Annotated in this window: 14 protein-coding genes; 9 read left to right on the forward strand and 5 right to left on the reverse strand. The window is 60.9% G+C overall.

Features of this window, described 5'->3' with window-relative positions; all coding sequences use genetic code 11:
* Positions 1-148 precede the first annotated feature (148 nt).
* The 3 genes from AC26AR_RS07595 (at position 149) to AC26AR_RS07605 (ending at position 6,633) form a co-directional block, all read left to right on the forward strand.
* The gene (locus tag AC26AR_RS07595) at positions 149-2,170 is read left to right on the forward strand and encodes a BCCT family transporter (protein ID WP_077376546.1); all 2,022 of its coding nucleotides are present in this window, start codon (positions 149-151) and stop codon (positions 2,168-2,170) included.
* A 428-nt stretch (positions 2,171-2,598) separates the two neighbouring features.
* Entirely contained in the window at positions 2,599-4,329 is a 1,731-nt protein-coding gene (locus AC26AR_RS07600; protein WP_479398696.1) for a BCCT family transporter, read from the forward strand.
* A gap of 636 nt (positions 4,330-4,965) precedes the next feature.
* A complete protein-coding gene (locus AC26AR_RS07605; protein WP_404625501.1) occupies positions 4,966-6,633 on the forward strand; it encodes an AMP-binding protein in 1,668 nt (555 codons plus the stop codon).
* A 169-nt stretch (positions 6,634-6,802) separates the two neighbouring features.
* Here the strand turns inward: AC26AR_RS07605 and AC26AR_RS07610 are convergent, their stop codons facing one another.
* Positions 6,803-8,050, reverse strand: a complete 1,248-nt coding sequence (locus AC26AR_RS07610; RefSeq protein WP_417286255.1) for a dicarboxylate/amino acid:cation symporter — start codon at positions 8,048-8,050, stop codon at positions 6,803-6,805.
* Between the two features lie 768 nt (positions 8,051-8,818).
* Between AC26AR_RS07610 and AC26AR_RS07615 the strand changes: the two genes are divergently transcribed.
* The 4 genes from AC26AR_RS07615 (at position 8,819) to AC26AR_RS07630 (ending at position 14,925) form a co-directional block, all read left to right on the forward strand.
* Positions 8,819-10,021, forward strand: coding sequence for a thiamine pyrophosphate-dependent dehydrogenase E1 component subunit alpha (locus AC26AR_RS07615; protein WP_404625679.1), 1,203 nt, complete (start codon positions 8,819-8,821; stop codon positions 10,019-10,021).
* A gap of 83 nt (positions 10,022-10,104) precedes the next feature.
* The gene (locus AC26AR_RS07620; RefSeq protein WP_084209720.1) at positions 10,105-11,073 is read left to right on the forward strand and encodes an alpha-ketoacid dehydrogenase subunit beta; all 969 of its coding nucleotides are present in this window, start codon (positions 10,105-10,107) and stop codon (positions 11,071-11,073) included.
* A 146-nt stretch (positions 11,074-11,219) separates the two neighbouring features.
* Complete coding sequence (locus tag AC26AR_RS07625; protein WP_479398697.1) at positions 11,220-12,947, forward strand: dihydrolipoyllysine-residue acetyltransferase; 1,728 nt, start codon at positions 11,220-11,222, stop codon at positions 12,945-12,947.
* A gap of 28 nt (positions 12,948-12,975) precedes the next feature.
* On the forward strand, positions 12,976-14,925 hold the full coding sequence (locus AC26AR_RS07630) for a serine/threonine protein kinase (RefSeq protein ID WP_404625505.1): 1,950 nt from the start codon (positions 12,976-12,978) through the stop codon (positions 14,923-14,925).
* Positions 14,926-15,124: 199 nt separating this feature from the next.
* Here the strand turns inward: AC26AR_RS07630 and AC26AR_RS07635 are convergent, their stop codons facing one another.
* Positions 15,125-16,579, reverse strand: a complete 1,455-nt coding sequence (locus AC26AR_RS07635) for an aspartate ammonia-lyase (protein ID WP_417286258.1) — start codon at positions 16,577-16,579, stop codon at positions 15,125-15,127.
* A gap of 265 nt (positions 16,580-16,844) precedes the next feature.
* On the opposite strand from AC26AR_RS07635, the gene AC26AR_RS07640 reads away from it, so the two are divergent.
* Positions 16,845-17,777: a LysR substrate-binding domain-containing protein gene (locus AC26AR_RS07640; protein ID WP_077377372.1), complete on the forward strand. Its 933-nt coding sequence runs from the start codon at positions 16,845-16,847 to the stop codon at positions 17,775-17,777.
* 79 nt (positions 17,778-17,856) lie between these two features.
* On the opposite strand, the gene AC26AR_RS07645 is transcribed toward AC26AR_RS07640, so the two are convergent.
* The 3 genes from AC26AR_RS07645 to AC26AR_RS07655 all read right to left on the reverse strand — a co-directional run bounded on the left by AC26AR_RS07645 (position 17,857) and on the right by AC26AR_RS07655 (position 21,365).
* The gene (locus AC26AR_RS07645) at positions 17,857-18,984 is read right to left on the reverse strand and encodes a bifunctional nicotinamide-nucleotide adenylyltransferase/Nudix hydroxylase (RefSeq protein WP_404625681.1); all 1,128 of its coding nucleotides are present in this window, start codon (positions 18,982-18,984) and stop codon (positions 17,857-17,859) included.
* Positions 18,985-19,371: 387 nt separating this feature from the next.
* Positions 19,372-20,325: a nucleoside hydrolase gene (locus AC26AR_RS07650; RefSeq protein ID WP_077376524.1), complete on the reverse strand. Its 954-nt coding sequence runs from the start codon at positions 20,323-20,325 to the stop codon at positions 19,372-19,374.
* A gap of 119 nt (positions 20,326-20,444) precedes the next feature.
* Positions 20,445-21,365, reverse strand: a complete 921-nt coding sequence (locus tag AC26AR_RS07655; protein ID WP_404625508.1) for a ribokinase — start codon at positions 21,363-21,365, stop codon at positions 20,445-20,447.
* A 170-nt stretch (positions 21,366-21,535) separates the two neighbouring features.
* Here AC26AR_RS07655 and AC26AR_RS07660 point away from each other — a divergent pair, with 170 nt between their 5' ends.
* Positions 21,536-23,467, forward strand: a complete 1,932-nt coding sequence (locus AC26AR_RS07660; RefSeq protein WP_479398699.1) for a PDC sensor domain-containing protein — start codon at positions 21,536-21,538, stop codon at positions 23,465-23,467.
* Positions 23,468-23,494 lie beyond the last annotated feature (27 nt).

Below are 23,494 nucleotides of genomic sequence, written 5' to 3' on the forward strand. Positions count from 1 at the left end.
TGTCCATGGCGTTGGGCGTGTTGCCATCAAGTGGTATTATCCGCGCCGCCATTGATGACGACTTTTCATTATGGATATGCGCGTTGAGGCGGCCAGGGGACATCAAGTGCCCACGCTGTCTCGCCAATACACCCACTAGGAAATGCCCATGCGTTCAACCCCTGCTGCGGGTGGTGGAGAGCCCGGCAAGGAGTCTCGTTCAGGCCTGTTTGCCAAGGTCAATCCGCCAGTCTTCTTCTGCGCCAACGCCATCATCCTGCTATTGGTGATCTTCACGGCAGTGTTCTCGGACACGGCCATGTCGGTATTTGACTCGGTCCAGCATTGGATCACCAATACCGTCAGCTGGTTCTATATCCTGTGTGTCGCGATCGTTCTCATTTCCGTGATCTATGTCGGTTTCTCGCGCCACGGCGAGATTCGTCTTGGTCCGGATCACTCGCTGCCGGACTACAGCAACGTCACCTGGTTCGCGATGTTGTTCTCGGCTGGCATGGGCATCGGACTGATGTTCTTCGGTGTCGCCGAACCGGTGATGCATTTCCTGAATCCGCCGACCGGAACCCCTGAAGAGGTGGAGACCGCGCGCGAAGCGATGAAGCTGACCTTCTTCCACTGGGGGCTTCACGCCTGGTCCATCTATGCCATCGTCGCGCTGATTCTGGCCTACTTCAGTTATCGCCATGAACTGCCGCTGACGTTGCGCAGCGCGCTGTATCCGTTGATTGGTGAGCGTATCCATGGGCCGATCGGCCATGCGGTGGACATCTTCGCCATCGTCGGCACCGTCTGCGGGGTTGCCACCACGCTGGGCTACGGCGTGGCACAGGTCAACGCCGGGCTCTCGCACCTGACCGGCATGCCCAACAATGACTGGACCCAGGTGGCGATCATCGTCGTGATCACCGGCCTTGCGACCATCTCGGTGGTGACCGGGCTCGACAAGGGCATCCGCATCCTGTCCGAGGTCAATCTCGGGCTTGCCGTCGTGCTGTTGCTGTTCGTGTTGCTGCTCGGACCGACTGCCTTCCTGCTCAAGGCCTTCGTGCAGAATTCCGGTTTCTACATGGCCGATATCGTCGGCAAGACCTTCGAACTCTATGCCTATGAGCCCAACGACTGGATCGGTGGCTGGACGCTGCTGTACTGGGGTTGGTGGATGTCCTGGTCTCCGTTCGTCGGCATGTTCATCGCGCGTGTCTCGCGCGGTCGTACCATCCGGGAGTTCGTGATCGGCGTGCTGTTCGTGCCGGCCGGCTTCACTCTGCTGTGGATGACCATCTTCGGCAACACGGCCATCTCGATGATCATGGAGCAGAACGTCACGGCGCTGGTCGATACCGTCAACGACAACTATTCGCTGGCCCTGTTCACCTTCCTCGAGCAGCTGCCGCTGGCGTCCATCACCTCGGTGATCGCGCTGGTGATGGTCATCGTGTTCTTCGTGACATCCGCGGATTCCGGCTCGATGGTGGTCGACATGCTGGCCTCCGGCGGGCGGGAAGATACCCCGACCTGGCAGCGTATCTACTGGGCCTTCGCGGTGGGCATTCTGGCGATCGTCCTGATGCTGGCCGGTGGGCTGGGCGCACTGCAGACGGCCACCATCGCCACTGCCTTGCCGTTCGGGATGATCCTGCTGGCGTCGATCTTCGGGCTGCTGCGCCAGCTCAATCTCGAGTCCGTCAAGCGGCGTTCACTGTCCGTCAACACGGCAGCGGCGACCCCGATGGGCGAGAAGGGCAACTGGCGCAAGCGTGCCCAGCACCTGATGAGCTTCCCGACGCGCGCCATGGTGCGGGGGTTCCTGCGCGGTACCGTCGCGCAGGGCATGCAGGAGCTGGCGGAAGAGCTGCGTGGTCAGGGGCTGGAGGTGGAAGTCACCATCAGTCGTGATCGCGTCTACTTCAATGCGCGCCATGGCGAGGAAGATGACTTCATCTACGGCGTGCGCATTCGCTCCCACCTGCGTCCGGACCTCAATCTGGATCAGGAAGACGAGGGCGATGAAGAGGATTACTGTCGTGCCGAGGTCTTCCTCAAGGAAGGCGGCCAGTCCTATGATCTGATGGGCTACAGCAAGGACCAGGTGATCAATGATCTGCTCGAACAGTACGAGCGCCATATGCACTACCTGCACCAGCTGCGCCTGACCCAGTCTGCCGGCTGACAGCGAGTCTCTGCGGGAGACCGTCAGACCCCAAGCCCCCGTGAGTTGACTCGCGGGGGCTTTTGTCTGTCTGGATGAGCCGGACTGGATAGTGCATCTGTCGAGAGACCGTGACCTGAGGCCTCGTCTTCTCAGCTCAGGCATTAGCTCTGCTTATCCAGGCGACGTCGAGATCTTATTTGTCTCGCGAGCGGGGGCCCTCTAGCATGGATTCTCCCCACAAAGTCGCATACCGGCGGGGGCCAGATGACATGCCGTGGTGGTTTCTCCTGCCAGGGTTCTCGCCCATGACTGACCGAAGGTGAACGCGATCTGCCCGCAATGTCGCCATGACGCCTGAGGTTCCCTGAGCCCCAGTATCCGCTGTCATGAACAACGATACCGGTGTCATGAAAAACGATAATAACAACCCGTCACGAGGTAGAAACATGCTGAAAGGAAAGGAACTGGATGCACTGATCGAGCAGCGAGGTGTCTTGAAGGGACTCAACTCGACGCTCGGTATCACCGCGATCACCATGACCGTGTTCTTCATTCTCTATGCGATTCTGTTGGGCAAGACGGCCAGCGATCAGTTTCTGGGCATCAAGTCCTGGATAGAGAGCACCCTGGGCTGGTACTACGTGCTGGTCATGTTCTCGACCTTCGTGGTCTGTCTTTACGTGATGTGTTCGCGTGTCGGCAAGATCCGGCTGGGGCGCGATGATGAACGTCTGGAGTTCAGCAATTTTGCCTGGTTCTCGATGCTGTTCGGCTGCGGTACCGGCGCGGGCATGCTGTTCTTCTCGATGTCCGAGCCCATGATCCACTTCGCGAGTGACTGGAGCGGGGGCAATCCGTTTCTGAGTGCTGACATCAAGGCGGCCGTCGCCGTCTTCTTCGAGGCCAAGCAGGCAGCCTTGGCGAGTGGGCTCATGCCGGGGGACGAAGGCTTCCCGGTGCCAGACAGCCGCGTCGCGGAAGCGGCGGCCGGTGGCATCAAGCTCACCGTCTTCCACTGGGGTACGATCGCCTGGGCCATGTATGCCATCGTCGGACTGTCACTGGCCTATTTCGCCTTTCGCAAGGGCCTGCCGCTCTCGATGCGCTCGGCCCTCTATCCGCTGATCGGCAACCGTATCTACGGACCCATCGGACATACCGTCGACATCCTGACCGTGTTCGGCACCATTTTCGGCATCGCCACCACGCTCGGCCTGGGCGTCGAGCAGATCGGCTCCGGCCTGATGTCACTGGGCCTCATCGAAGAGAAGTCGCGGATGGTGACCGTGGTCTCCATCCTGCTGATCAGCGCCATCGCCACTCTGTCAGCGACCAGCGGCGTGGCACGTGGCATCAAGCTGCTTTCCACCTTCAATACCTGGGTATGCCTCGGCATCCTTGCCTACTTCCTGCTGGTGAGCGATGCCAACTATCTGATCGCGAGCTCCATCACCGCGCTCGGGGATTACCTCACCGATGGCGTCTCGATGACACTGTGGACGGCGCGCACGCCGGACGAGCGCATCTGGCAGGGCGGCTGGACCATCTTCTACTGGGGCTGGTGGATCGCCTGGGCCGGATTCGTCGGCATGTTCATTGCCCGCATCTCGCGCGGCCGAACTATCCGTGAATTCATTCTCGGGGTGATGGTGATCCCCTCCATCGTGGCGCTGGTCTGGTTTGGCGTCATCGGCTCGGCGGGCATCTATCAGTCCCTGTACGGGGCCGACATGGGCATCTATACGGCTGCGGTCACCAACTGGGACTACGCCGGAACCCTCTACCACTCGTTCGAGGTGCTCACGCCCGGCATCGCCGCGACCGTAGCCAAGGTGGCGGCGCTGCTCGTGGTGATCATCTTCTTCGTCACGTCTGCGGATTCCGGCACCCTGGTGCTGGGACGCCTGTTGGCCTTCGGTCGTCCTCCGGTTCAGCAACGCATCATCTGGGGCATGATGCTGGGCGCCGTGACCTTGATCCTGCTGTTGCTGGGGGGAGATCAAGCGCTCAAGTCCTTGCAGGCTGCCTCGATCGCCGGCGCCTTGCCGTTCACCTTCGTGTTGATCGCCATGATGATCGGGTTGTTGAAATCGCTGCGCGAGGACGGCGAATCGATGATCGAGAACGAAGAGCATATCCGCAAGATGATCGAGAACGAGGTCCGCGACCTCTCTTGAGTTGCCTGTTCCTGACGTGCGCGCCAGACGTGTGCGTCCGGTGTGCAAGACATGAGGCCTCTGCCCCCTGGGCAGGGGCCTCGTTGTTTCTTGTGTTTAGGTGAGAAGGCGAGGTCTCGCTCATCCATGTCAGCGATTTTCCGGCTTTAGGTCAGGGCTGTTTCCTCCCTGGGCTCAGGGCTGTTTCCTCCTTGGGCTCAGGGCTGTTTCCCTGCTCCAGAGCCAGCCTGCGCATGTCACCAAGGTCGCAAGGTAATATCAAACGTACGTATGTTCCAATGCTGGCAGGTCCATCGATTCCGCCAACGGCGCGCAGCATGGGTTTGCGGCTATGCTGTCGAAAGTGAAGAGCCCACAGGCTGACACCCACCCGACGGAGCCCCAGCAGCGCCTCACCACGATGTCTTACGACGTAGTCGCGCGACGACGTTTTACAACAACGTCTTACAACAACAAGGTAGCGGGGGCAGTGACGCCGAGCGCCCCACGTACTGTTCAAGGAGCAACGCCATGCATGATCCCCTAGCGGCTCGACCCGATGAGTCAGGCAAGTCCACTAACGACGTGACTACAGATCCTTCCCACGTGGCAGATGCCTCGCCCGACGCTTCGAGAGCACAGCCAACGACAGGCGACATGAGCGGCATGTCGTGCCTGCGCTCCTCGCGGGAAGTGGACTTCACCGGCCTTGATTCCCTGATGGACATGTTCGAGAACGCCTGTCGCACCCACGCCCAGCGGCCGGCCTTCACTTGCATGGACCGCACCATGAGCTTTGAAGAGCTCGAAACTTCCAGTCGCCAGCTGGCGGACTGGTTCCAGCACGAGACCGATCTCAAGCCGGGCGATCGGGTCGCCATCCAGTTGCCCAATACCTTGATGTTCCCGGTGGTGGCCTTCGCCGTTATTCGTGCGGGGCTGGTGCTGGTCAATACCAATCCGCTGTATACCGAGCGCGAGATGGAGCATCAGTTCAATGACTCCGGCGCACGGGCGTTGGTGGTGCTGGCCAACATGGCCGACAAGGTGGAGCGGGTACGCGAGCGTACCGGCCTTGAGTACGTGCTGGTCTGCGAACTGGGCGACATGCATCCACCGCTCAAGCGCCTGTTGATCAATGCCGTGGTCAAGCACGTCAAGAAGCTGGTGCCGAGTTATCGCTTGCCGGATGCCATCCCGCTGCGTCAGGCCATCTCGCAGGGCAAGGCCGAGCGTTGGGAGCGGCCGACACTGGCACTCGATGATGTCGCCGTCCTGCAATACACCGGAGGCACCACAGGCGTCGCAAGGGGGGCGATGCTCACCCATCGCAACCTGCTGGCCAACATGCTGCAGGGCAAGATGGCGCTGACCCAGGGGCTCTCGGCCGGGAATGAGACGCTGGTGGCACCTCTGCCGCTCTATCACATCTATGCCTTCACCATTCATCTGGCCTGCATGCTCAGCGAGGGCAATCATTCATTGCTGATTCCCAATCCGCGGGACATTCCGGGCTTCGTGAAGACGCTGCAAAAGCATGACTTCACCATGTTCGTGGGGCTCAACACCTTGTTCGTGGCGTTGTGCAACAATCCCGGCTTCCAGGCACTGGATTTCTCTAAGCTCAAGATCACCACCTCGGGAGGCGTGGCGCTGACGCGCAAGGCGGCTGAAGAGTGGAAGCGGGTCACCGGCAGTGATATCTCCGAAGGCTACGGCATGACCGAGACCTCGCCGATCGTGTCGTTCAATCCGTTGGACGCCATCCAGCTGGGCACCATCGGGTGTCCGATGCCCTCGACGGAGGTGCGTCTCTACGATGAAGAGGGCGAGCTTGTCGCGATGGGAGAGCCCGGTGAGCTGTGCGTGAAGGGGCCGCAGGTGATGAAGGGATATTGGCAGCGTGAGCAGGCGACCAAGGATAGCTTCACTGCCGATGGCTTCCTGCGCACCGGTGACATCGCGGTCTTCCAGGACGATGGCTATATGCGCATCGTCGATCGCAAGAAGGACATGATCATCGTCTCCGGCTTCAACGTCTATCCCAACGAGGTCGAGGATGTGATCGTGCGGCATCCGGATGTCCTGGAGGCCGCTGCGGTATCGGTTCTTGATGAACGTAGCGGGGAAGCCATCAAGCTATATGTGGTACTCAAGGACGGTGCGGAGCTTGAGGCGGATGCGCTGAGAGACTGGTCGCGCAAGGAGCTGGCCAGTTACAAGGTGCCACGCCATGTGGTGTTCATCGATGACCTGCCCAAGACCAATGTCGGCAAGGTGCTGAGGCGCGAGCTGCGCGATTCCCCGCCGGAGGCGACAGCCTGAGAGGAAATGGCGAGAGACTCCTGACGAAACAAGAAGCCCCGCTCGATGAGCGGGGCTTCTTCGTGTCAGCCACTGATCGTACGGCTGGGGTGTTTCATGAGTGGCATGTCCTATGTGACATGTCACCTGAGCCATCGGACGAAAGACGTCGCAAGCACTCCTGGTGGCGTCACTGCTTGTGCGGCGCGTTGTAGATCTCCAGATCCAGTTCCTTCTCGGACTTGCCGACGAGGGTGGTGACCATCAGGTCGCCCGCGACGTTGACGGTGGTGCGCGCCATGTCGAGGATGCGGTCGATGCCGGCGATCACGGCGATCGCTTCCAGCGGTAGACCCACCTGGCTGAGCACGATGGAGAGCATGATCAGCCCGGCGCCGGGAACGCCCGCCGTGCCGATGGAGGCCAGGGTACCGGTCAGCACGATCATGCCGTAATCCATCATCGACAGCTCGATTCCGGTCATCTGCGCGATGAACAGCGCCACGACACCCTGATAGATGGCGGTACCGTCCATGTTGATGGTGGCGCCTACCGGCAGCACGAAGCCAGACACGCCTTCCGTGACGCCCAGATTCTTCTGGGCACAGCGAATCGAGATCGGCAGGGTGCCGGAGCTTGAGGCCGAGGAGAACGCCACGACCAGCGCATCGACGATGCCGCGCAGATAGCGCATCGGGTTCAGCTTGCCCAGTGTCGCCAACAGGCCGGAGTAGACCACCAGCACATGCACGATGCTCGCCAGATACGCCACGGCGATGACCTTGGCCAGCGGCAGCAGCACATCCATGCCGTAGTTGCCGGAGACATGTGCCATCAGGCCGAAGACCCCGAACGGGGCGAAGGCCATCACGAACTCGGTCAGCTTGTACATCACTTCCGCGAAGCTGTCGAAGACACGCACGACCGGTTCGCCCTTGTCGCCGATCATGATCAGCGAGACGCCGATCCCGATGGCGAAGACGATGATCTGCATGATGTTGCCATTGGCAAGCGCATCAATGGGGTTGCTGGGCACCAGATCCACCAGGATCTGCACCAGAGACGGTGCTTCCTTGGTTTCCATGGCCTTGTCGAAGCTGAATTCGAAACCGGCACCCGGCTGGAAGATGGCAGACGCCAGCATGCCGATGGCAATCGCGAAGGCCGTGGTCAGCAGGTAAAGCGCGATGGTCTTACCACCGATGCGTCCCATCTTCTGAGGGTCACGCATCGAGGTGATACCGACGACGAGGGTGCTGAATACCAGAGGTACGATCAGCATCTTGATGGCATTGATGAAGATATCGCCCAGCGGCTTGAAGACACTGGCGTTCTCACCCATGAGAGCGCCGGCAAGGATACCCAGCGCCAGGCCACCGAGGATCTTCTGCCATAGCGGCAGGCGGCGCCAGAGATTGGGACGTGAAGTGTCACTCATGTGGTTGTCCTTATTCGAGGTCGCGATCTCGATCGCTCATTGCACACAGGAGAACCCGAGCGCTGCTTGATAGGGGGTGTCGCAAGTTGAGGCACCGTTTTAGTGCGGGAAGATTACCAGTCCACCTGAGTGCTCCCCTTGCATCTTTAGTCGTAATTTTGCGGTCCCATTGCAGGATTCTGCGTTTCCATACCAATCCTGCATAAGCTCATGCCGCGAATCGTTCCACCAAAGATGTAGCGCTCAGGCAGTACTATTCACTGCAATCACCTATCTTTTACGTTAACGTCAACTTTCTAGCGCTGGCTGGACAACCTCGACTACGCTGACAGCAACGAGGCATGACGGAAACCACGTCGCATCGGCGATTGCCGGAGAGCGTATTGCATCGCGAGTCCTCCTCGCAGCGCTTCTCTCTGCATTCCCGGGGTGGCTCAGCCAGACCATCTGCCTGCTCGCTCTCAAAAGGAGCGGGCGGGGGCCTCAGGCACCTGATCGGTAAAGAGGATGATGCGCATGTCCCATACAAGAACCACCGGCTCCTGCAAGGGCGATGGCTCCACCAGTGAGCCCGCCACTCGTGAACAGGCCCCCGCGGCCGCCTCTACATCGTCTGCGAGTGCAGCCAGGGCCTCAGCCTCGGACGCAGTGAAGGCTGACACGATGGCGTCGGGCTCTGAACCGACCGCACATCCCGAGTTGACGTCACTTCCCACTTCCCGGCAGTTGGCGCCTGAAACCGCGAACGTCCTGCATCGCATCGCCTTCATGACCGGCGATGAGCTCTGCATTCCTCTCTTCCAGCGTCTGCGCCAGGATGGCTCGCTGCATGAGGGGGGGAAAGAGGTCAGTCTCACGCGCGAGAAAGCGCTCAGGATCTATCACACCATGCTGTTCATCCGGGTATTGGATGAGCGCATGCTGGCTGCCCAGCGTCAGGGGCGTCTGAGCTTCTATATGCAATGCACGGGTGAGGAAGCCACGGTGATCGGCAGTGCGGCCGCGCTGCAGGATGACGACATGATCATGGCCCAGTATCGCGAGCAGGGCGCATTGGCGTGGCGTGGGTTCAGCTGTGACGAATTCATGAATCAGATGTTCGGCAATGAACGCGACTACGGCAAGGGACGCCAGATGCCGATCCACTACGGCTCGCGTGATCTGAACTACATGACCATCTCATCGCCGCTGGCGACCCAGATTCCCCAGGCGACCGGCTACGCCTATGGTCAGAAGCTGGCGGGCAAGGGGCAATGCACCATTACCATCTTCGGAGAGGGTGCCGCGTCGGAAGGGGATTTCCATGCGGCCCTCAACATGGCCTCGGTGCATCGTGTGCCGTGCATCTTCCTGTGCCGCAACAATGGCTACGCGATCTCCACACCCTCCTGCGAGCAATTCGCTGCAGATGGCATCGCGCCGCGCGCCTTCGGTTATCACATGCAGTGCATCCGCGTGGATGGCAACGATGTGATTGCCGTCTACGAAGCCACCCAGGCGGCGCGCAAGATCGCCGTCGAGACGAATCAGCCGGTATTGATCGAGGCGATGACCTATCGCCTGGCCGCGCATTCCTCCTCTGATGACCCCTCGGGCTATCGCAGCAAGAAGGAAGAGGCCATCTGGCGCGACAAGGATCCCATCCTGCGCATGCGACACTGGCTTGAGGCCCAGGGCTGGTGGAGCGAGGAGGAGGAGAAGGCTACCGGCGATCAACTGCGCCGAGAGGTGCTCGAGTCGATGAAGCGCGCCGAGAAACTGGCTCCGCCTCCGCTGGAGAGTCTGATCACTGATGTCTATGACACGCCGCCCCCCTTGCTGGAAGCGCAGATGGAAGACCTCAAGCAGCATATCCGCAAATACCCGCATGCCTATCCCAAGGGGGCCAGCAGCATGGGGTTCAGTGCCGATGAGATCGAGCAGAGCCGCAAGGCCCATCAGCAGCGTCAGCAGGGAGGCCAGCCGGCATGAGCGATTCGACTCCGACCACTGCCCGTCACGACGTCACTCCCGCATCGGGTGAGACAGCCGGCGCGAGCTCAGGCAAGAAGCAGATGAACATGCTGCAGGCCATCAACAACGCGCTGGACATCGCGATGGCGGCCAACCCTCAGGTGGTGCTGTTCGGTGAGGACGTCGGCGTATTCGGCGGTGTCTTCCGTGCCACCAGTCATCTGCAGGACAAGTACGGCCGTGAGCGTTGCTTCAATACGCCCTTGACGGAACAGGGGATCATCGGCTTCGCCAATGGACTGGCGGCGCAGGGCTCGACCCCGGTCGCCGAGATCCAGTTCGCCGACTACATCTTCCCGGCGTTCGACCAGATCGTGAACGAGGCGGCCAAGTTCCGTTACCGCTCCGGGGATCTCTTCAATGTCGGCGGACTGACCATTCGAACTCCCTATGGCGGGGGCATTGCCGGCGGGCTCTACCACTCCCAGTCACCTGAAGCCTATTTTGCGCATACCCCCGGGCTCAAGATCGTGATCCCGCGCAACCCCCATCAGGCGAAAGGTCTGCTGCTGGCGGCGATCCGTGACCCCAATCCCGTGCTGTTCATGGAACCCAAGCGTCTCTATCGCGCTTCCGTGGGCGAGGTGCCGGAAGCGGATTATGAGCTGCCGCTGGGCGTCGCCGAGGTCATCCGTGAAGGCCGTGACATCACGCTTCTGGGCTGGGGAGCCCAGATGGAGGTCATCGAGAAGGCGGCCGCATTGGCCGAACAGGACGGTATCGACTGCGAGGTGATCGACCTGCGCAGCATTCTGCCCTGGGATTTCGAGACCGTATGTCAATCCGTGCTCAAGACGGGTCGCCTGGTGGTCAGTCATGAAGCACCGCTGACGGGAGGTTTCGCCAGCGAGATAGCGGCAACCGTGCAAGAGCGTTGCTTCCTGTATCTGGAAGCGCCCATACGTCGCGTCACCGGTCTGGACACACCGTTCCCGCTGGTGCTCGAGAAGGAGCACCTGCCGGACGAGCTCAAGATATACGAAGCCATCAAGCAGAGCCTGAATTACTGAGCCCGAATGATGGAGCTCGAATGACTGAGCCTGAATGACTGAGCACGGACCTGGAATTGCTGACGGAGGCTCGATGATGTCGAGACCGCTCATGTCCAGGTGACGGCTTGTGTTTACGTGATGAGTTGCAGGGAGTGACGTGTGCCATGAATGATTTCATCCTGCCCGATATCGGCGAGGGGATCGTCGAGTGCGAGCTGGTCAAGTGGTTGATCAAGGAAGGCGATGTGATCGAGGAAGATCAGGCGGTCGCCGAGGTAATGACGGACAAGGCATTGGTGGAAATTCCCGCGCCCCACGCAGGCACCGTGGTTCGTCTGTATTGTCGGGAGGGCGAGATTGCCCGGGTGCATGCACCGCTGTTTGCGGTGGATGAGGCGGGTGAGTCGGATGGGAAGGGTGGGGCAGGTGAAGCAGGTGGGGCAGATGGACAAGTAGCGCCGTCTGGCGATCACGCCCCGTCCGGAGCGAAGGCGCCGGGCGCCGACAGCGCGGATCAGGCCGCTGGAGAGGCTGTCAGTGAACGACGTTCGCGTGATTTCATCCTCCCGGACATCGGGGAAGGCATCGTCGAATGTGAGGTGGTCACCTGGCATGTGGCCGAGGGTGACAAGGTCGAGGAAGACCAGACGATCGTCGATGTGATGACAGACAAGGCGCTGGTCGAGATCACGGCCTCCGAGCCCGGGCGAATCGTGCGCTTCCATTACGCTCAGGGGGAGAACGCCCGTGTCCATACCCCCTTGTACGCTTATGTGCCTGACAGCGATGACACGGCCGACGAGGCATCTGGCGTGGCGCACGAGGCAGTCAAGGAGGCAGGGATGGCGACGGCTGCAGCACAGCACGCTCCGTCTGCCTGTGCCTCAGGCATGTCCCCGGCCCAGGCGCGCATTCCTGCCACACCGGCGGTTCGTCGTCTGCTGCGCGAGCATGCGCTGGACATCAGCGCCATTGCGGGCTCTGGTCGCAACGGCCGGGTATTGAAAGAGGATGTGCTCGTCTATCTCGCGCGTGATTCCGTGGCTGCTGGTACGTCAGATCGCCCGACAGCATCTCCTGCAGATCAACGCCATCGGGACGTGGCCCCCGCGGCTGCGGTGTCCCCCGATGTGGCGGTGGCCGAGCCGGTGGCGTGCGAGTCGCACGAGCCACGTGCAGCGCGGCTGGAAGCCAGGCAGGTCCCCCTCAAGGGCGTGGCGGCCGTCATGGCCCGACGCATGGTGCAATCCAGCACCCAGATCCCCCATTTCCATTACGGAGATGAGCTCGATGTGACGGAGCTGCTCGCGCTGCGCGTGCGTCTCAAGTCACGGGCCGACAAGGAGGGGACTCGCCTGACGCTGATGCCCTTCATCATGAAGGCGATGGCATTGGCGGTGCTTGAAGAGCCGATTCTCAATGCAAGTCTCAGTGACGATGAAAGCCAGGTGCTCTATCACGCAAGCTGCAATATCGGCATGGCTGTCGATGGTGCCGCCGGCCTGATGGTGCCCAACGTCAAGGGCGTCGAACGGCTGAGCATCCTCGAGATCGCGCGCGAGGTAGCCAGACTGACCGAGGCGGCACGCAATGGTCGTGTCCCGCAGGCGGATCTTAAGGGTGGCACGCTGTCGATCTCCAACATTGGTGCTCTGGGCGGCACCTATGCGGCCCCGATCATCAATCAGCCCGAGGTCGCCATCGTGGCCCTCGGTCGTACCCAGCGGCTGCCGCGCTTCGATGTCGATGGCAATGTCTGCGCGCGCGACATCATGACGATCACCTGGGCCGGGGATCACCGCATCATTGATGGCGGTACCATCGCTCGCTTCAGCAATCTGTGGAAGCACTATCTGGAGCATCCGGATGAGATGCTGCTGTCGCTGGCATGACGGGGTTCGATGAGGGAGGCGCTTGTCCATGAGTGACACGCGCGCCCATGAGCGCCTGCAACAGTTCTATATCCCGGAAGAGCAGTCCATCTACCTGCTCTCGCATCATGATGCCAAGAAGCTCAAGGACTGGGTGGCGCTGTGCGTTGCCCAGCTCGAGGGGCTGGGCTATCGCGAAATCCATCTGGTCGGCAAGGGGGCTTATGGCTTCGTGTTTGCCGGGTGGCGCCCTGGTGAAGGTACGGCCATTCGAGAGGAGCACGTCTTCAAGTTCACGCGGGTCACCTTGCCTCAGGCGTTGCAGGACCGTCTGGAGGAAGAGGCCTTCATGCTCGACCAAGTCGCGCATCCGTTGATTCCGCGCCTGATCAGTTACCAGCGCGTTCGCCGCCAGTCGATACTGGTCATGGAGCGCGCGCCGGGCATCAATCTCGAGGAGTACTCGCTCAAGCATGGCCGCATGTCACCGCGTCTGGTGATCAGGGTCGCCAGTCAGCTTGCCGGGATTCTCAAGTCGCTGCGTGGGTCATCCGCAAGCCCCGGTACGCCCGCGGTGGTGCACGGGGATATCAAACCGTCCAACCTGGTCTTCGATGCCGAGGGTGAGCAGGTGGCATTGATCGACTGGGGCAGTGCCGTCTTCGCGCAACTCGACGAGCACATGCAATACCTCACGACCAATGTGATGCAGCTGATGTCGGATGATCTGCAGCAGACCAACGCGCGACTGGGCGATGTCTACTTCATCGGCGAGGAACAGCTCAATGGCGCGCTGTCCTCGCCTCGCTTCGATGAGCAAGGCGTGGCCGCGACACTCTATGCACTGGCGTCAGGGCAGTCGTGTCGCTTCGGCGTGCGGGCCATCCCGGCAACCTCGCTGGGACTGCCACGGGAGTTCGCGCGCATGCTGGATGGCATGCTGGCGGAAGACCCGATGCTGCGAATGCAGGCGGGTGACTACTTCCTGCGCGAGATGCCAAGAATGGCTCGTCTGGTCATGCCGGAACTGCCGTCATCGCCGATACCCTCTCTGCTTCCCGTCTGGGTGAGGCCTGCCGCCCGCGACATCGACACCGTCGTCTATACCTCGCGCAAATCCTTTCTGCGGGAAGCCTTCGAGATCGATGGCATGGACAGTGCGCAGGCCAACCACGAAGACGGCGACCACGCCAATGCGCTGGATGCCGTCAACGACGTCCAGCTGGATCGCTATTACAAGAACTTCATGCAGGGCATGGGAGATACGGAGAAAGCCTTTCTGGCCGCCGTGAGCCGGCTGGGGAAGTATCCGATCGTCGGGGGACTGGCGATCCGCTGGGAGCCGCAGGGCATCTTCGTGGACACGGCGCTGCACCTGCATGACCCCTCGCTCAAGGCCGCCTTCGTGGTAGCGGTCAACAACATGGTGGCGCTGGCGCGTGCCATCTACCGACAGGGGGTGTTCAAGGCCTGTCTGTTCAATGCGCGTGATACCTTGCACCTGGAGCGCGACGACCCCGAGGACGCCTTCACGCTGCCGCAAGCCTCCCCCCGGCGTGAGGCACTCCGCTTTCCCTATGAAGTCAGCGCCGTTCCGGAGCTGGAGGATGAATCACGAGTGCACTCCTATTTCGAGGATGGCCCGGATCCCGAGGAGTTTCTGGCCCTGCCGGAACAGATCATGAACGCGCTGTCGGAACTCAACCAGATCCATCACACCGGAATGCTGATCTTCGAGGCATTGCCGCATCATCTCAAGATCCACAGTTATTACCGTCTGCTCGACCCCGGGCGTGAAGCCGATTTCGCGCATCTTCTGGATGTCATCCTGGCCGCCGTACCACTGATTTCCGGACTGGGGGTGTCGGGCTTCATGAAGATGCCCTACAAGAACACCAAGCACTTTGACCACGTCGAAGCGCAGCCCGAGCGCTTCTACCCGCGTGACCCTCGGGTCAACAGGACGACTCGGCAGGATCCAGCAGGGCAGGCCAGATAGCAGCGTGACAGTGGAGAGAAGCGAGGAAAGAGGAAAGAGGATAGAGAAGCGACTTGTCTTGCCGCTATCCTGCAGACAAACGCCCCGCTCAGGTTTCAGGCCTGGGCGCGGCGTTTTTCATTTCAGTCTGCGCGTCAGATTACGCCACGGTTTGGCGCAAGGATAACCCGTGATGAGTCATCGGAACGCTGCTGCAGCTTCAATCCTTCATCTGGCGCGGCCGTGTCATCGCCTGCGGCGACAGCAGTACTTCAAGGCGCGCCTCATCCAGCAGGCCTTCCTCGCGCACCAGCTCCAATACGCTGCGACCGCTGACCAGGGCTTCCTTGGCGATGCGGGTCGCGTTGTCATAGCCGATGTAGGGGTTGAGGGCAGTGATCAGGCCGATGGAGTTGTTGACCAGCTCCGCACAGCGATCCCGATTGGCCGTGATGCCGATCACGCAGCGATTCTTGAGCATGGTCATGGCTCGGCTCAGCTGGCGGATGGAATCCAGCAGCTTGTAGGCGATCAGCGGCTCCATCACGTTGAGCTGCAACTGGCCGGCTTCCGCCGCCATGGTCAGCGCGGTGTCGTTGCCGATCACATCAAAGGCGACCTGATTGACGGCTTCCGGAATCACCGGATTGACCTTGCCCGGCATGATCGAGCTGCCCGGCTGCTGAGGCGGCAGGTTGATCTCGTTGAAGCCGGTGCGCGGGCCGGAAGACAGCAGGCGCAGGTCATTGCAGATCTTGGACAGCTTGACCGCGAGGCGCTTGAGCATGCCGTGGAACAGCACGAAGGCCCCCATGTCACTGGTCGCCTCGACCAGGTCCGACGCCGGACGGAAGTCGATGCCGGAACGACGTGCCAATGCCTCGATGGCCAAGGCGCTGTAGCGCGGATCGGCATTGATGCCGGTGCCGATCGCCGTGCCCCCCAGATTGACTTCCTTGAGCAACTCGTTGAGGTTGGCGATGCGCTCGACATCTTCGCGCAGGGTGTTGGCGAAGGCGCGGAATTCCTGGCCCAGCGTCATCGGCACCGCATCCTGAAGCTGGGTGCGCCCCATCTTGACGACATCATCGAATTCCAGTGCCTTGCTGGCAAAGGCATTGGCCAGTTCGCTCAGCGCATCCACCAGCATCGAGTGGCTGCGCAGCAGGCCGACACGAATGGCCGTCGGATAGGCGTCATTCGTGGACTGCGCCATGTTGACGTGATTGTTGGGGTGCAGGTGCTGGTAATCCCCTTTCGGATAGCCAAGATATTCCAGCCCGAGGTTGGCGATCACCTCGTTGGCATTCATGTTGGTCGAGGTGCCGGCCCCCCCCTGGATCATGTCGACCACGAACTGATCGTGATGATCGCCATTCATCAAGCGTGCACAGGCATGCTGGATGGCATCGTGCTCACGTGTCTCGAGATAGCCCAGCGCGTGATTGGCTTCCGCGGCAGCGGCCTTGACCAATGCCAGGCCTTCCACCAGACGCGGGAAGTGGGACAGCGGCACGCCGGACAGATGGAAGTTGTTGAGTGCACGCTGGGTCTGGACACCGTAATAGGCCTCTGTCGGGACCGGCTCGCGTCCCAGTAGATCCTTCTCGAGGCGGAAACCGTTTGCCAATGCCTCCTGCTCTGCATGGCTGAGGTCGGGCTGTGAAGATGGCATGGCGTTCTGAGCGGTTTCCGAGGCACTGTTCACTTGGGCGGAACTCCTGGCTGAAGTACACTGTTGCGCTTGAAGCGCGGTGAGGTGGACAAGGGTAACCAGCAGGATGCCCCGACGACCAATGCCTATCGCCGCTGCCGTATACGTCAAATGCATACGACGAAGGTAGTGATTCTCCCCCGTGAAGCTCACTGCCAGAGACAAGGCGCTACATGACCGGTTTTCACGCATATTGCCGGCATGATCGATATCGATGGGAGTTCGGGTGAACCTGGAAACAAAATGGCTGGAAGATTTCGTCGCGTTGTCCAATACGCGCAGCTTCTCCACCTCGGCTCGCCTCAGACATGTGACCCAACCAGCCTTCAGCCGTCGAATTCGCGCGTTGGAGCAGGCCGTGGGCACCACGCTGGTGGATCGTTCGACCACGCCTGTCAGCCTGACGCCGGAAGGACAGTTGTTCTTGGTGACCGCGCGCAATTTGACCGAGCAGCTGTCCGAATGTCTGGCCCATCTACGGGGGCTTGGGATGGCCAACGAGACGCTGGACATCGCGGCGGCACACTCGCTGGCGCTGGCGTTCTTCCCCAAGTGGATCTCGCGCCTTCAGCAAGGGCTGGGGGAGTTGCCGACGCGGCTCTCCGCCATGAATGTCGGCGATGCCATCCATGCCCTGCGTGAGGGCAACTGCGATCTGATGCTGGCGTATTACGACCCTTACGCCAGCATGCAGCTGGATGCAGAGGCATTCCCCTCCTTCTCGGTGGCCAAGGTCAACATGCTGCCGGTCTGCGTGCCGCTGGAGAACGGCGAGCCACGCTTCCCGCTGACCGGCCAGAGCGAAACCAGTCAGGACGCGATTCCCTTGCTCTCCTATACACAGGGAGCGTTCCTGGGGCGCAGCGTGAAGATGTTGCTCAAGAATGATCCATTGCGGCTTCGCTTGCGCACCGTCTATGAAATGGCGATGGCGGAGGGACTCAAGGGCATGGCGTTGCAGGGAGTGGGCATGGCGTGGATTCCGGACTTCTGCATCCGGGATGAGCTGGAAAGTGGCAAGCTGGTGAGAGCCGGCAATGACGCCTGGGATATTCCGCTGGAGATTCGTCTCTATCGTTGCTCACTGGTTCACAAGCCGGGGATTGACAAGCTGTGGAAGCAGCTGATGAATCTGCCGCGAGATTTCCTTCAGGCCTGACAGGCCACACCCAGACACGACAACGGCAGGCCAATGGCCTGCCGTTGTCGTGTCTGGCAAAGCTGTCTCTATCGGCGAGTCAGAAACTGCTTTGCCCCGCATGCAAGCCCAGAAAGTTCTGGATGATGAAGAAGTGGTCTTCGAACAAGGTGTCAGGCTCCAGATCTGCCAGTGCCACCCAGCGAGCCTGCTCTTCGCTGTCCTTGCCACTGCTGCGCAGTTTCGGTAGCTGCTGCTCCGGGCGCAGTGCGAAATAGAAGGCCTCTGCCAGCGTGCGACCGCGCCAGCTGCGATGAGGCTCATCGAACAGACGCTGCCCACGCAGTGAGCCGCGCAGGACAGGTTCTGGCACCTTGAGCCGCACGCGTTCTCTCAATTCGCGCAGGCAGGCATCCAGCAGGCGCTCCTGCGACTGGACGAAGCCCCCGGGCAAGGCGTAAAGCCCCTTGCCAGGCGCCGCGCGTCGGGTGGTCAGCAGGATATGCCCTGATTGCACGACGACCGCATTGACCGTGATGAACAGGGGAGGATAGGGCGCGTCACTCCATGCCGCGCGATACTGCTCGAGCAGTCGACGCTCCTCGACCAGACCTTGCCATGCCGTTTCCTCCAGAAAGCCGCGCAAATGTTCTGCGACGCTGCCGGGCAGCAACTCCAGTCCCTCGTTGTCCAGCCAGTCCTCGACTCTGGCCCGCTCGCTGAAGATCACATCGCGGATATGACTCGCCACCATGCCCTCGTGGTAAGGCCCTGCCACGGATTCCCACTGCGGGAACAGACTCAGATAATAGCTGGAACGTGCATTGTCATTGCCATGCGTGGCCCCGATCAAGGCGATGCGTGGCATGCGATTGGCCTGCGGGCGTGCGATGTCACGCACCTTGCGCTGCACATCCCGCACCCAGACATCGTCGTTGTAGAGAGCATCCAGCAGCGGCACGATTTCCAGTCGGGCATTGGCATCCTCCCCGAAACAGCTGCGAATCATGTTGGTGCGTTCATCGAAGGTGAAAGGGTTGCGCAAGGAACGCGCCTGCCAGGCAGACCCCACCAGGACGATGACCTGGCGTGCACGACGCAGGGCCTCCTCCATGATCGCGACATGACCATGGTGAACGGGTTGGAAGCGGCCGATGAAGACGAGACAGTCATACTGACAGGCGTTGTCTGCCGAGCCCTCGGAGCAGAGCTGAGACGGTGCACGCATGGCGGGCATGAGAGTCGATGAGGGCATGAAACGCTCCATGGAATTCTGAAGACTGCATCTGGATGGCAGGTCGTGCGTCCCCGATAGCCTATCAGATAACGCGCATACGCTGAGCATGGCCTGGCAGTGTGCGATCTGTCTGCGTCTGCAGGCATCTACATATTATACCGTTATCTTTTGTCTTCACACAGATATCGATCCTACCCACAACACTGTCATCGACGAGGTGGGAGAGGCGAAAGACGAGAGAAACGAGAGAGGCAATAGAAAGCGGAGAGCAGGCGAGGCATCACGCAGACTGGCTACCCCCCGCAAGGCATGCCTTGCAGGGGGCCAGCCGGTATCGTCATGACCCGCGGTGCGTCACGTGATATCGGGAGTACAGGCTCAGGAAGCCTTGGCGGTCAGCACGTCGGTGATCCACTCGACGACCTGCTCACCGTTGGCATTGACGCAGACGTCGACCAACGGCGTCTGGGACCATTGATTGCCGAGGAACTCGCGTCCTTGCGGCGCGAACAGGGTCTGGCCTTCCGCCAGCCCTTCGACTTCGACGCTCAGGTGGCCACGCTCGACGGTGAACATCTCCGGCTTCATCAGCCAGGCCAGGGCACAGCTGTCGTGCGGACAGCAGCCATCGATGCCACGAGCTTCCTGGTAGAAGGCCTTGTAGAACTGATAGCTGCCGGACAGCACCTCGCCCAGGGCACCTTGCGCGACACGGATGCGCTCGACATGTGCCGGGGACAGCACGCAGCGGTGAGTGGCATCCAGGCCGACCATGGTCAGCGGCCAGCCTGCCGTGAGCACCTTGGAGGCGGCATGCGGGTCGTTGAAGATATTGGCTTCCGCGACCGGAGAGACGTTGCCGCCTTCACGGATGGAGCCACCCATCACGACCACCTGCTTGACCTTGGTGATGATGCTCGGGTCCAGTTGCAGGGCGGTTGCCAGGTTGCCCAGCGGGCCTACCGCGACGAGGGTGATCTCGCCCGGACGCGCATTGACCTGCTCGACGATGAACTGCGGTGCACTGATGGGCAACGCCTTGCCCTTGGGCTCCGGGATATCCATGTTGCCAAGGCCGTTGGCGCCGTGGATGTGCGCCGGTGCGGGGAACTTGTCCTTGACCAGCGGTTGGGCAGCACCCTGTGCGACCGGGATATTCTGGCCCGCCAGCTCCCCCAGCAACAACGCATTGGACGTGGCGGTCTCGATGGTGACGTTGCCGAAGGTGGTCGTCATGCCGAGGAATTCGATGTCCGGATGTGCCAGGCAGATGGCGATGGCCTGGGCGTCATCAACGCCCGGGTCGGTATCAAAGATGATGGGAGTCTTCATGATGTCCTCTTGCCGATAAAGCCATGAACCGGTGCCATCGGCACCTCAATCAGCGTGCCGTGGGCTGAGCCTCACCCTCAGGAAAGGCTCAGACCTGTCCGGTTCAAGGGGGTGATCGTTCAGTTGCTCAATGCGTCCAGGGGGGGCCACTTAGCCAGGGCGTCAGCGACATCGCTGCTGCCCGGAATGCTGGGAGCGGCGCCTTCACGACTGACACAGAGTGCGGAGGCCGTGCTGGCGCGACGCAGACTGTCTTCGATGTTCATGCCATCGATCTGGCTGGCCAGGTAATAGCCGATGAAGGTATCGCCGGCAGCGGTGGTATCCACCGCCTTCACGCGATGGGCAGGCAGCTGGATGCGCTGCTCGCCCAGCTGATAGCAGACGCCCTCGCTGCCCAGAGTCAGCACGACCTCGGTGGCGGGCAGGCGCTCATGCAGGGCATTGAGCAGCGTGTCGACCGGTGCGCTTTCTTCCAGCTCGACCAGTTGCGCCGCTTCGCCACGGTTCAAGAACAGCACCTGGCAATGCTCCAGCGGGAGATCCAGCACTTCAGCACTCATCGGCGCCGGGTTGAAGGCGATCTTCATGCCCTTGGCATGCGCCATCTCGATGACCTTGCCAAGCGCATTGCACTCGTTCTGAAGCAGCAGCCAATCGCCCTGGGTGACTCCGGAGAACAGCTCGGAGAGGTGTTCGTCGGTGAAGCCATGATTGGCACCAGGGTAAAGGATGATGCTGTTCTCGGCGTGATCATCCACCTGAATGATGGCGTGACCGCTGGCGCTGGCGCTCAGTTCGACCTGAGACGTGATGACACCGGCGCTCTCCAATGGCTCAAGTGCCCAGCGGTCGGCATTGCCGAGACGTCCCCAGTGGGTGACATCTCCGCCTGCGCGTGCCAGAGCGAGGGACTGGTTGGCCCCCTTGCCGCCCAATACCTGACGGAAGGAGTGACTCGCCAGAGTTTCACCGGGGCGAACCAGATGAGGGACCCGGTAGACGTGATCGATATTGATGGAACCGTAGTTGTAAAGCATGCAGCCTCCTTGGGGGCGAGCATCCTAGCAAAGCCTTGGCCGCCTGTCCGCAGTCCTGACACCAAGGTCTGACCTTTTGGACATGTTTGAGCGTTGAAGCGCGAAGTCCACCTATAGGCAAGAGAAGGCGCATACTCGATTCACTTATGGAGGAATCAGGAAATCCGCCAATGCCGGGAATTCAACGTACCCCCATCACCATCAAGAAATGGGTCTGGCGCGCGCTGTTTACCAGTACCATGATCCCGTTGCTGCTGGTAGAGACGGCGCTGGTAGCGGTGTACTTCCTGTCCAACGACGAGATACGTGATGCCAACCTGAATTACCTTCAGGCGCAGTCGAGCAGTGAGTTGAATCTGGCCATGCTGCGCGAGGCCAAGAGCCTCAATCGTCAGCTGGAACATATACAGGATCTCTCCACCGGCATGGCGGCACAGGCCCGCATGATTCGACTCGACAGTGCTTCTCCCGTCAGTGCGAAGCAAGCGGCTCGGCATGGATTCGAGCGCAGTGGCGCCTGGGCCAGCCAGAGGGATGAAGGGGATCAGGCCAGTGGCTTCCATGCCGTGCTGCCTGATATCGAGATCGATGTGCCACTGGCATTGCGAATGACGGCCGTGGACCCCCTGATGCGCAATATCGTCTCGACCCATCCCGCGGTCATCCAGACCTTCGTGACGCTGGCGAACTGCTCTGTGCGAATCTATCCCTATGTGGATCTCGTCGAGTTGTTGCCCCCCGATCACGATTGCCGAGACTTCTCCTTCTTCTACCTGGCCGCACCGGCCATGAATCCCGAGCGCCACACCGTCTGGACGGATCTCTATCAGGACCCCGCCGCCAATGGCTGGATGACGTCTGCCGTCACGCCTTTTTACGACGGTGACGAATTTCTCGGTGTGGTAGGCATCGACATGACCCTGGATGTCATCGTCAACCAGATTCTGGCCATGGAACTGCCCTGGAGCGGCTTCGCGATGCTCTACGATGCCAAGGGGCGCTCACTGGCGGTGCCGTCGAGAGGCGAATCTTTGCTCTCTCTGGCACCGGTCGAGCAGCCGGACGTCAGCATTCTCCAGGAGGAGGACGTGCTGCGGCCGGCGCAGATGGAGCTGTCCAGGCATCCCGTCTTCGCCACCCTGTCCGAGCAGATCCTCGGGCAGCGTCGTGGCTCTGCAAGCGTCTTGGTGAATGGTGAGCCCTTCAAGGTGGCCTGGGAGCGTCTGAGCAGCAATGACTGGATCATGTTGAGCATGGTGGAGGAGTCGGCCGTCTTCTCGCGTACCGCCGAGATCGGGCGCAATTTTCAACTGGTCGGCATGGCGCTGGTGGGCGGCCTGATTCTCTTCTATCTGAGCTTCTTCCTGCTGATGAGCTGGCGCACCCACCACATCAGTCGCCATCTGTCCGTGCCGCTGGCAGAGCTCAGGGATCGCCTGCATCGTATCGGCATGGGGGCGGAGATCGAGTCTCCCGGGCAATGCGGTATCGTCGAGCTGGATGATGCCCATCATACGGCGGAAGAGATGTACCGACGTCTGCGCCAGACCCAGCAGGAACTCCAGGCCAGTGAGCGGCGCTTGCTCGACTCCCTGGAAGCCAGTGGCGACAGTCTGTGGGAGATGGATATTCCCGGGTGCATCATCCACATTCACCCCAATCTGTGGCGGATGCTGGGAGCGACAGGGCGTGAGCCGCTGGTGATGCGCGAGCTGGACTTTGATCGGCTGATCCATCCTGATGACCTGGAAGCCGTGCATGTCCTGCGTCACCGCGTGTTCACCACCTTCGGCGATACCTTCGAATGTCAGTACCGCATGCGCGCCCCGGGAGAGGAGGATCTGCGGCACATCGAAAGCATGGGCTGCAATGCGCATTCTGATCTAACGGTTGAACCGGGCATCGAGCCGCAAGGCGGCGAGGGCCATGCGGCATCGTCGGCGAGTCGGCATGACGAGGATCAGGCGGCGGATGCCATTGATTGGGTATTGCTCATCTCGCGCGGGCGGGTAGTGACGTGGGATGCCGAAGGCCACCCCGTCAAGGCCGCTGGCATGCATATCCGTATCGACAGATCCTCATTCGCCAGCCACCTGCGCTGAGCGAGCTCAAGAGTGATCTCAGGCTAG

It is taken from the genome of Cobetia sp. PS-4MA (assembly GCF_057670765.1).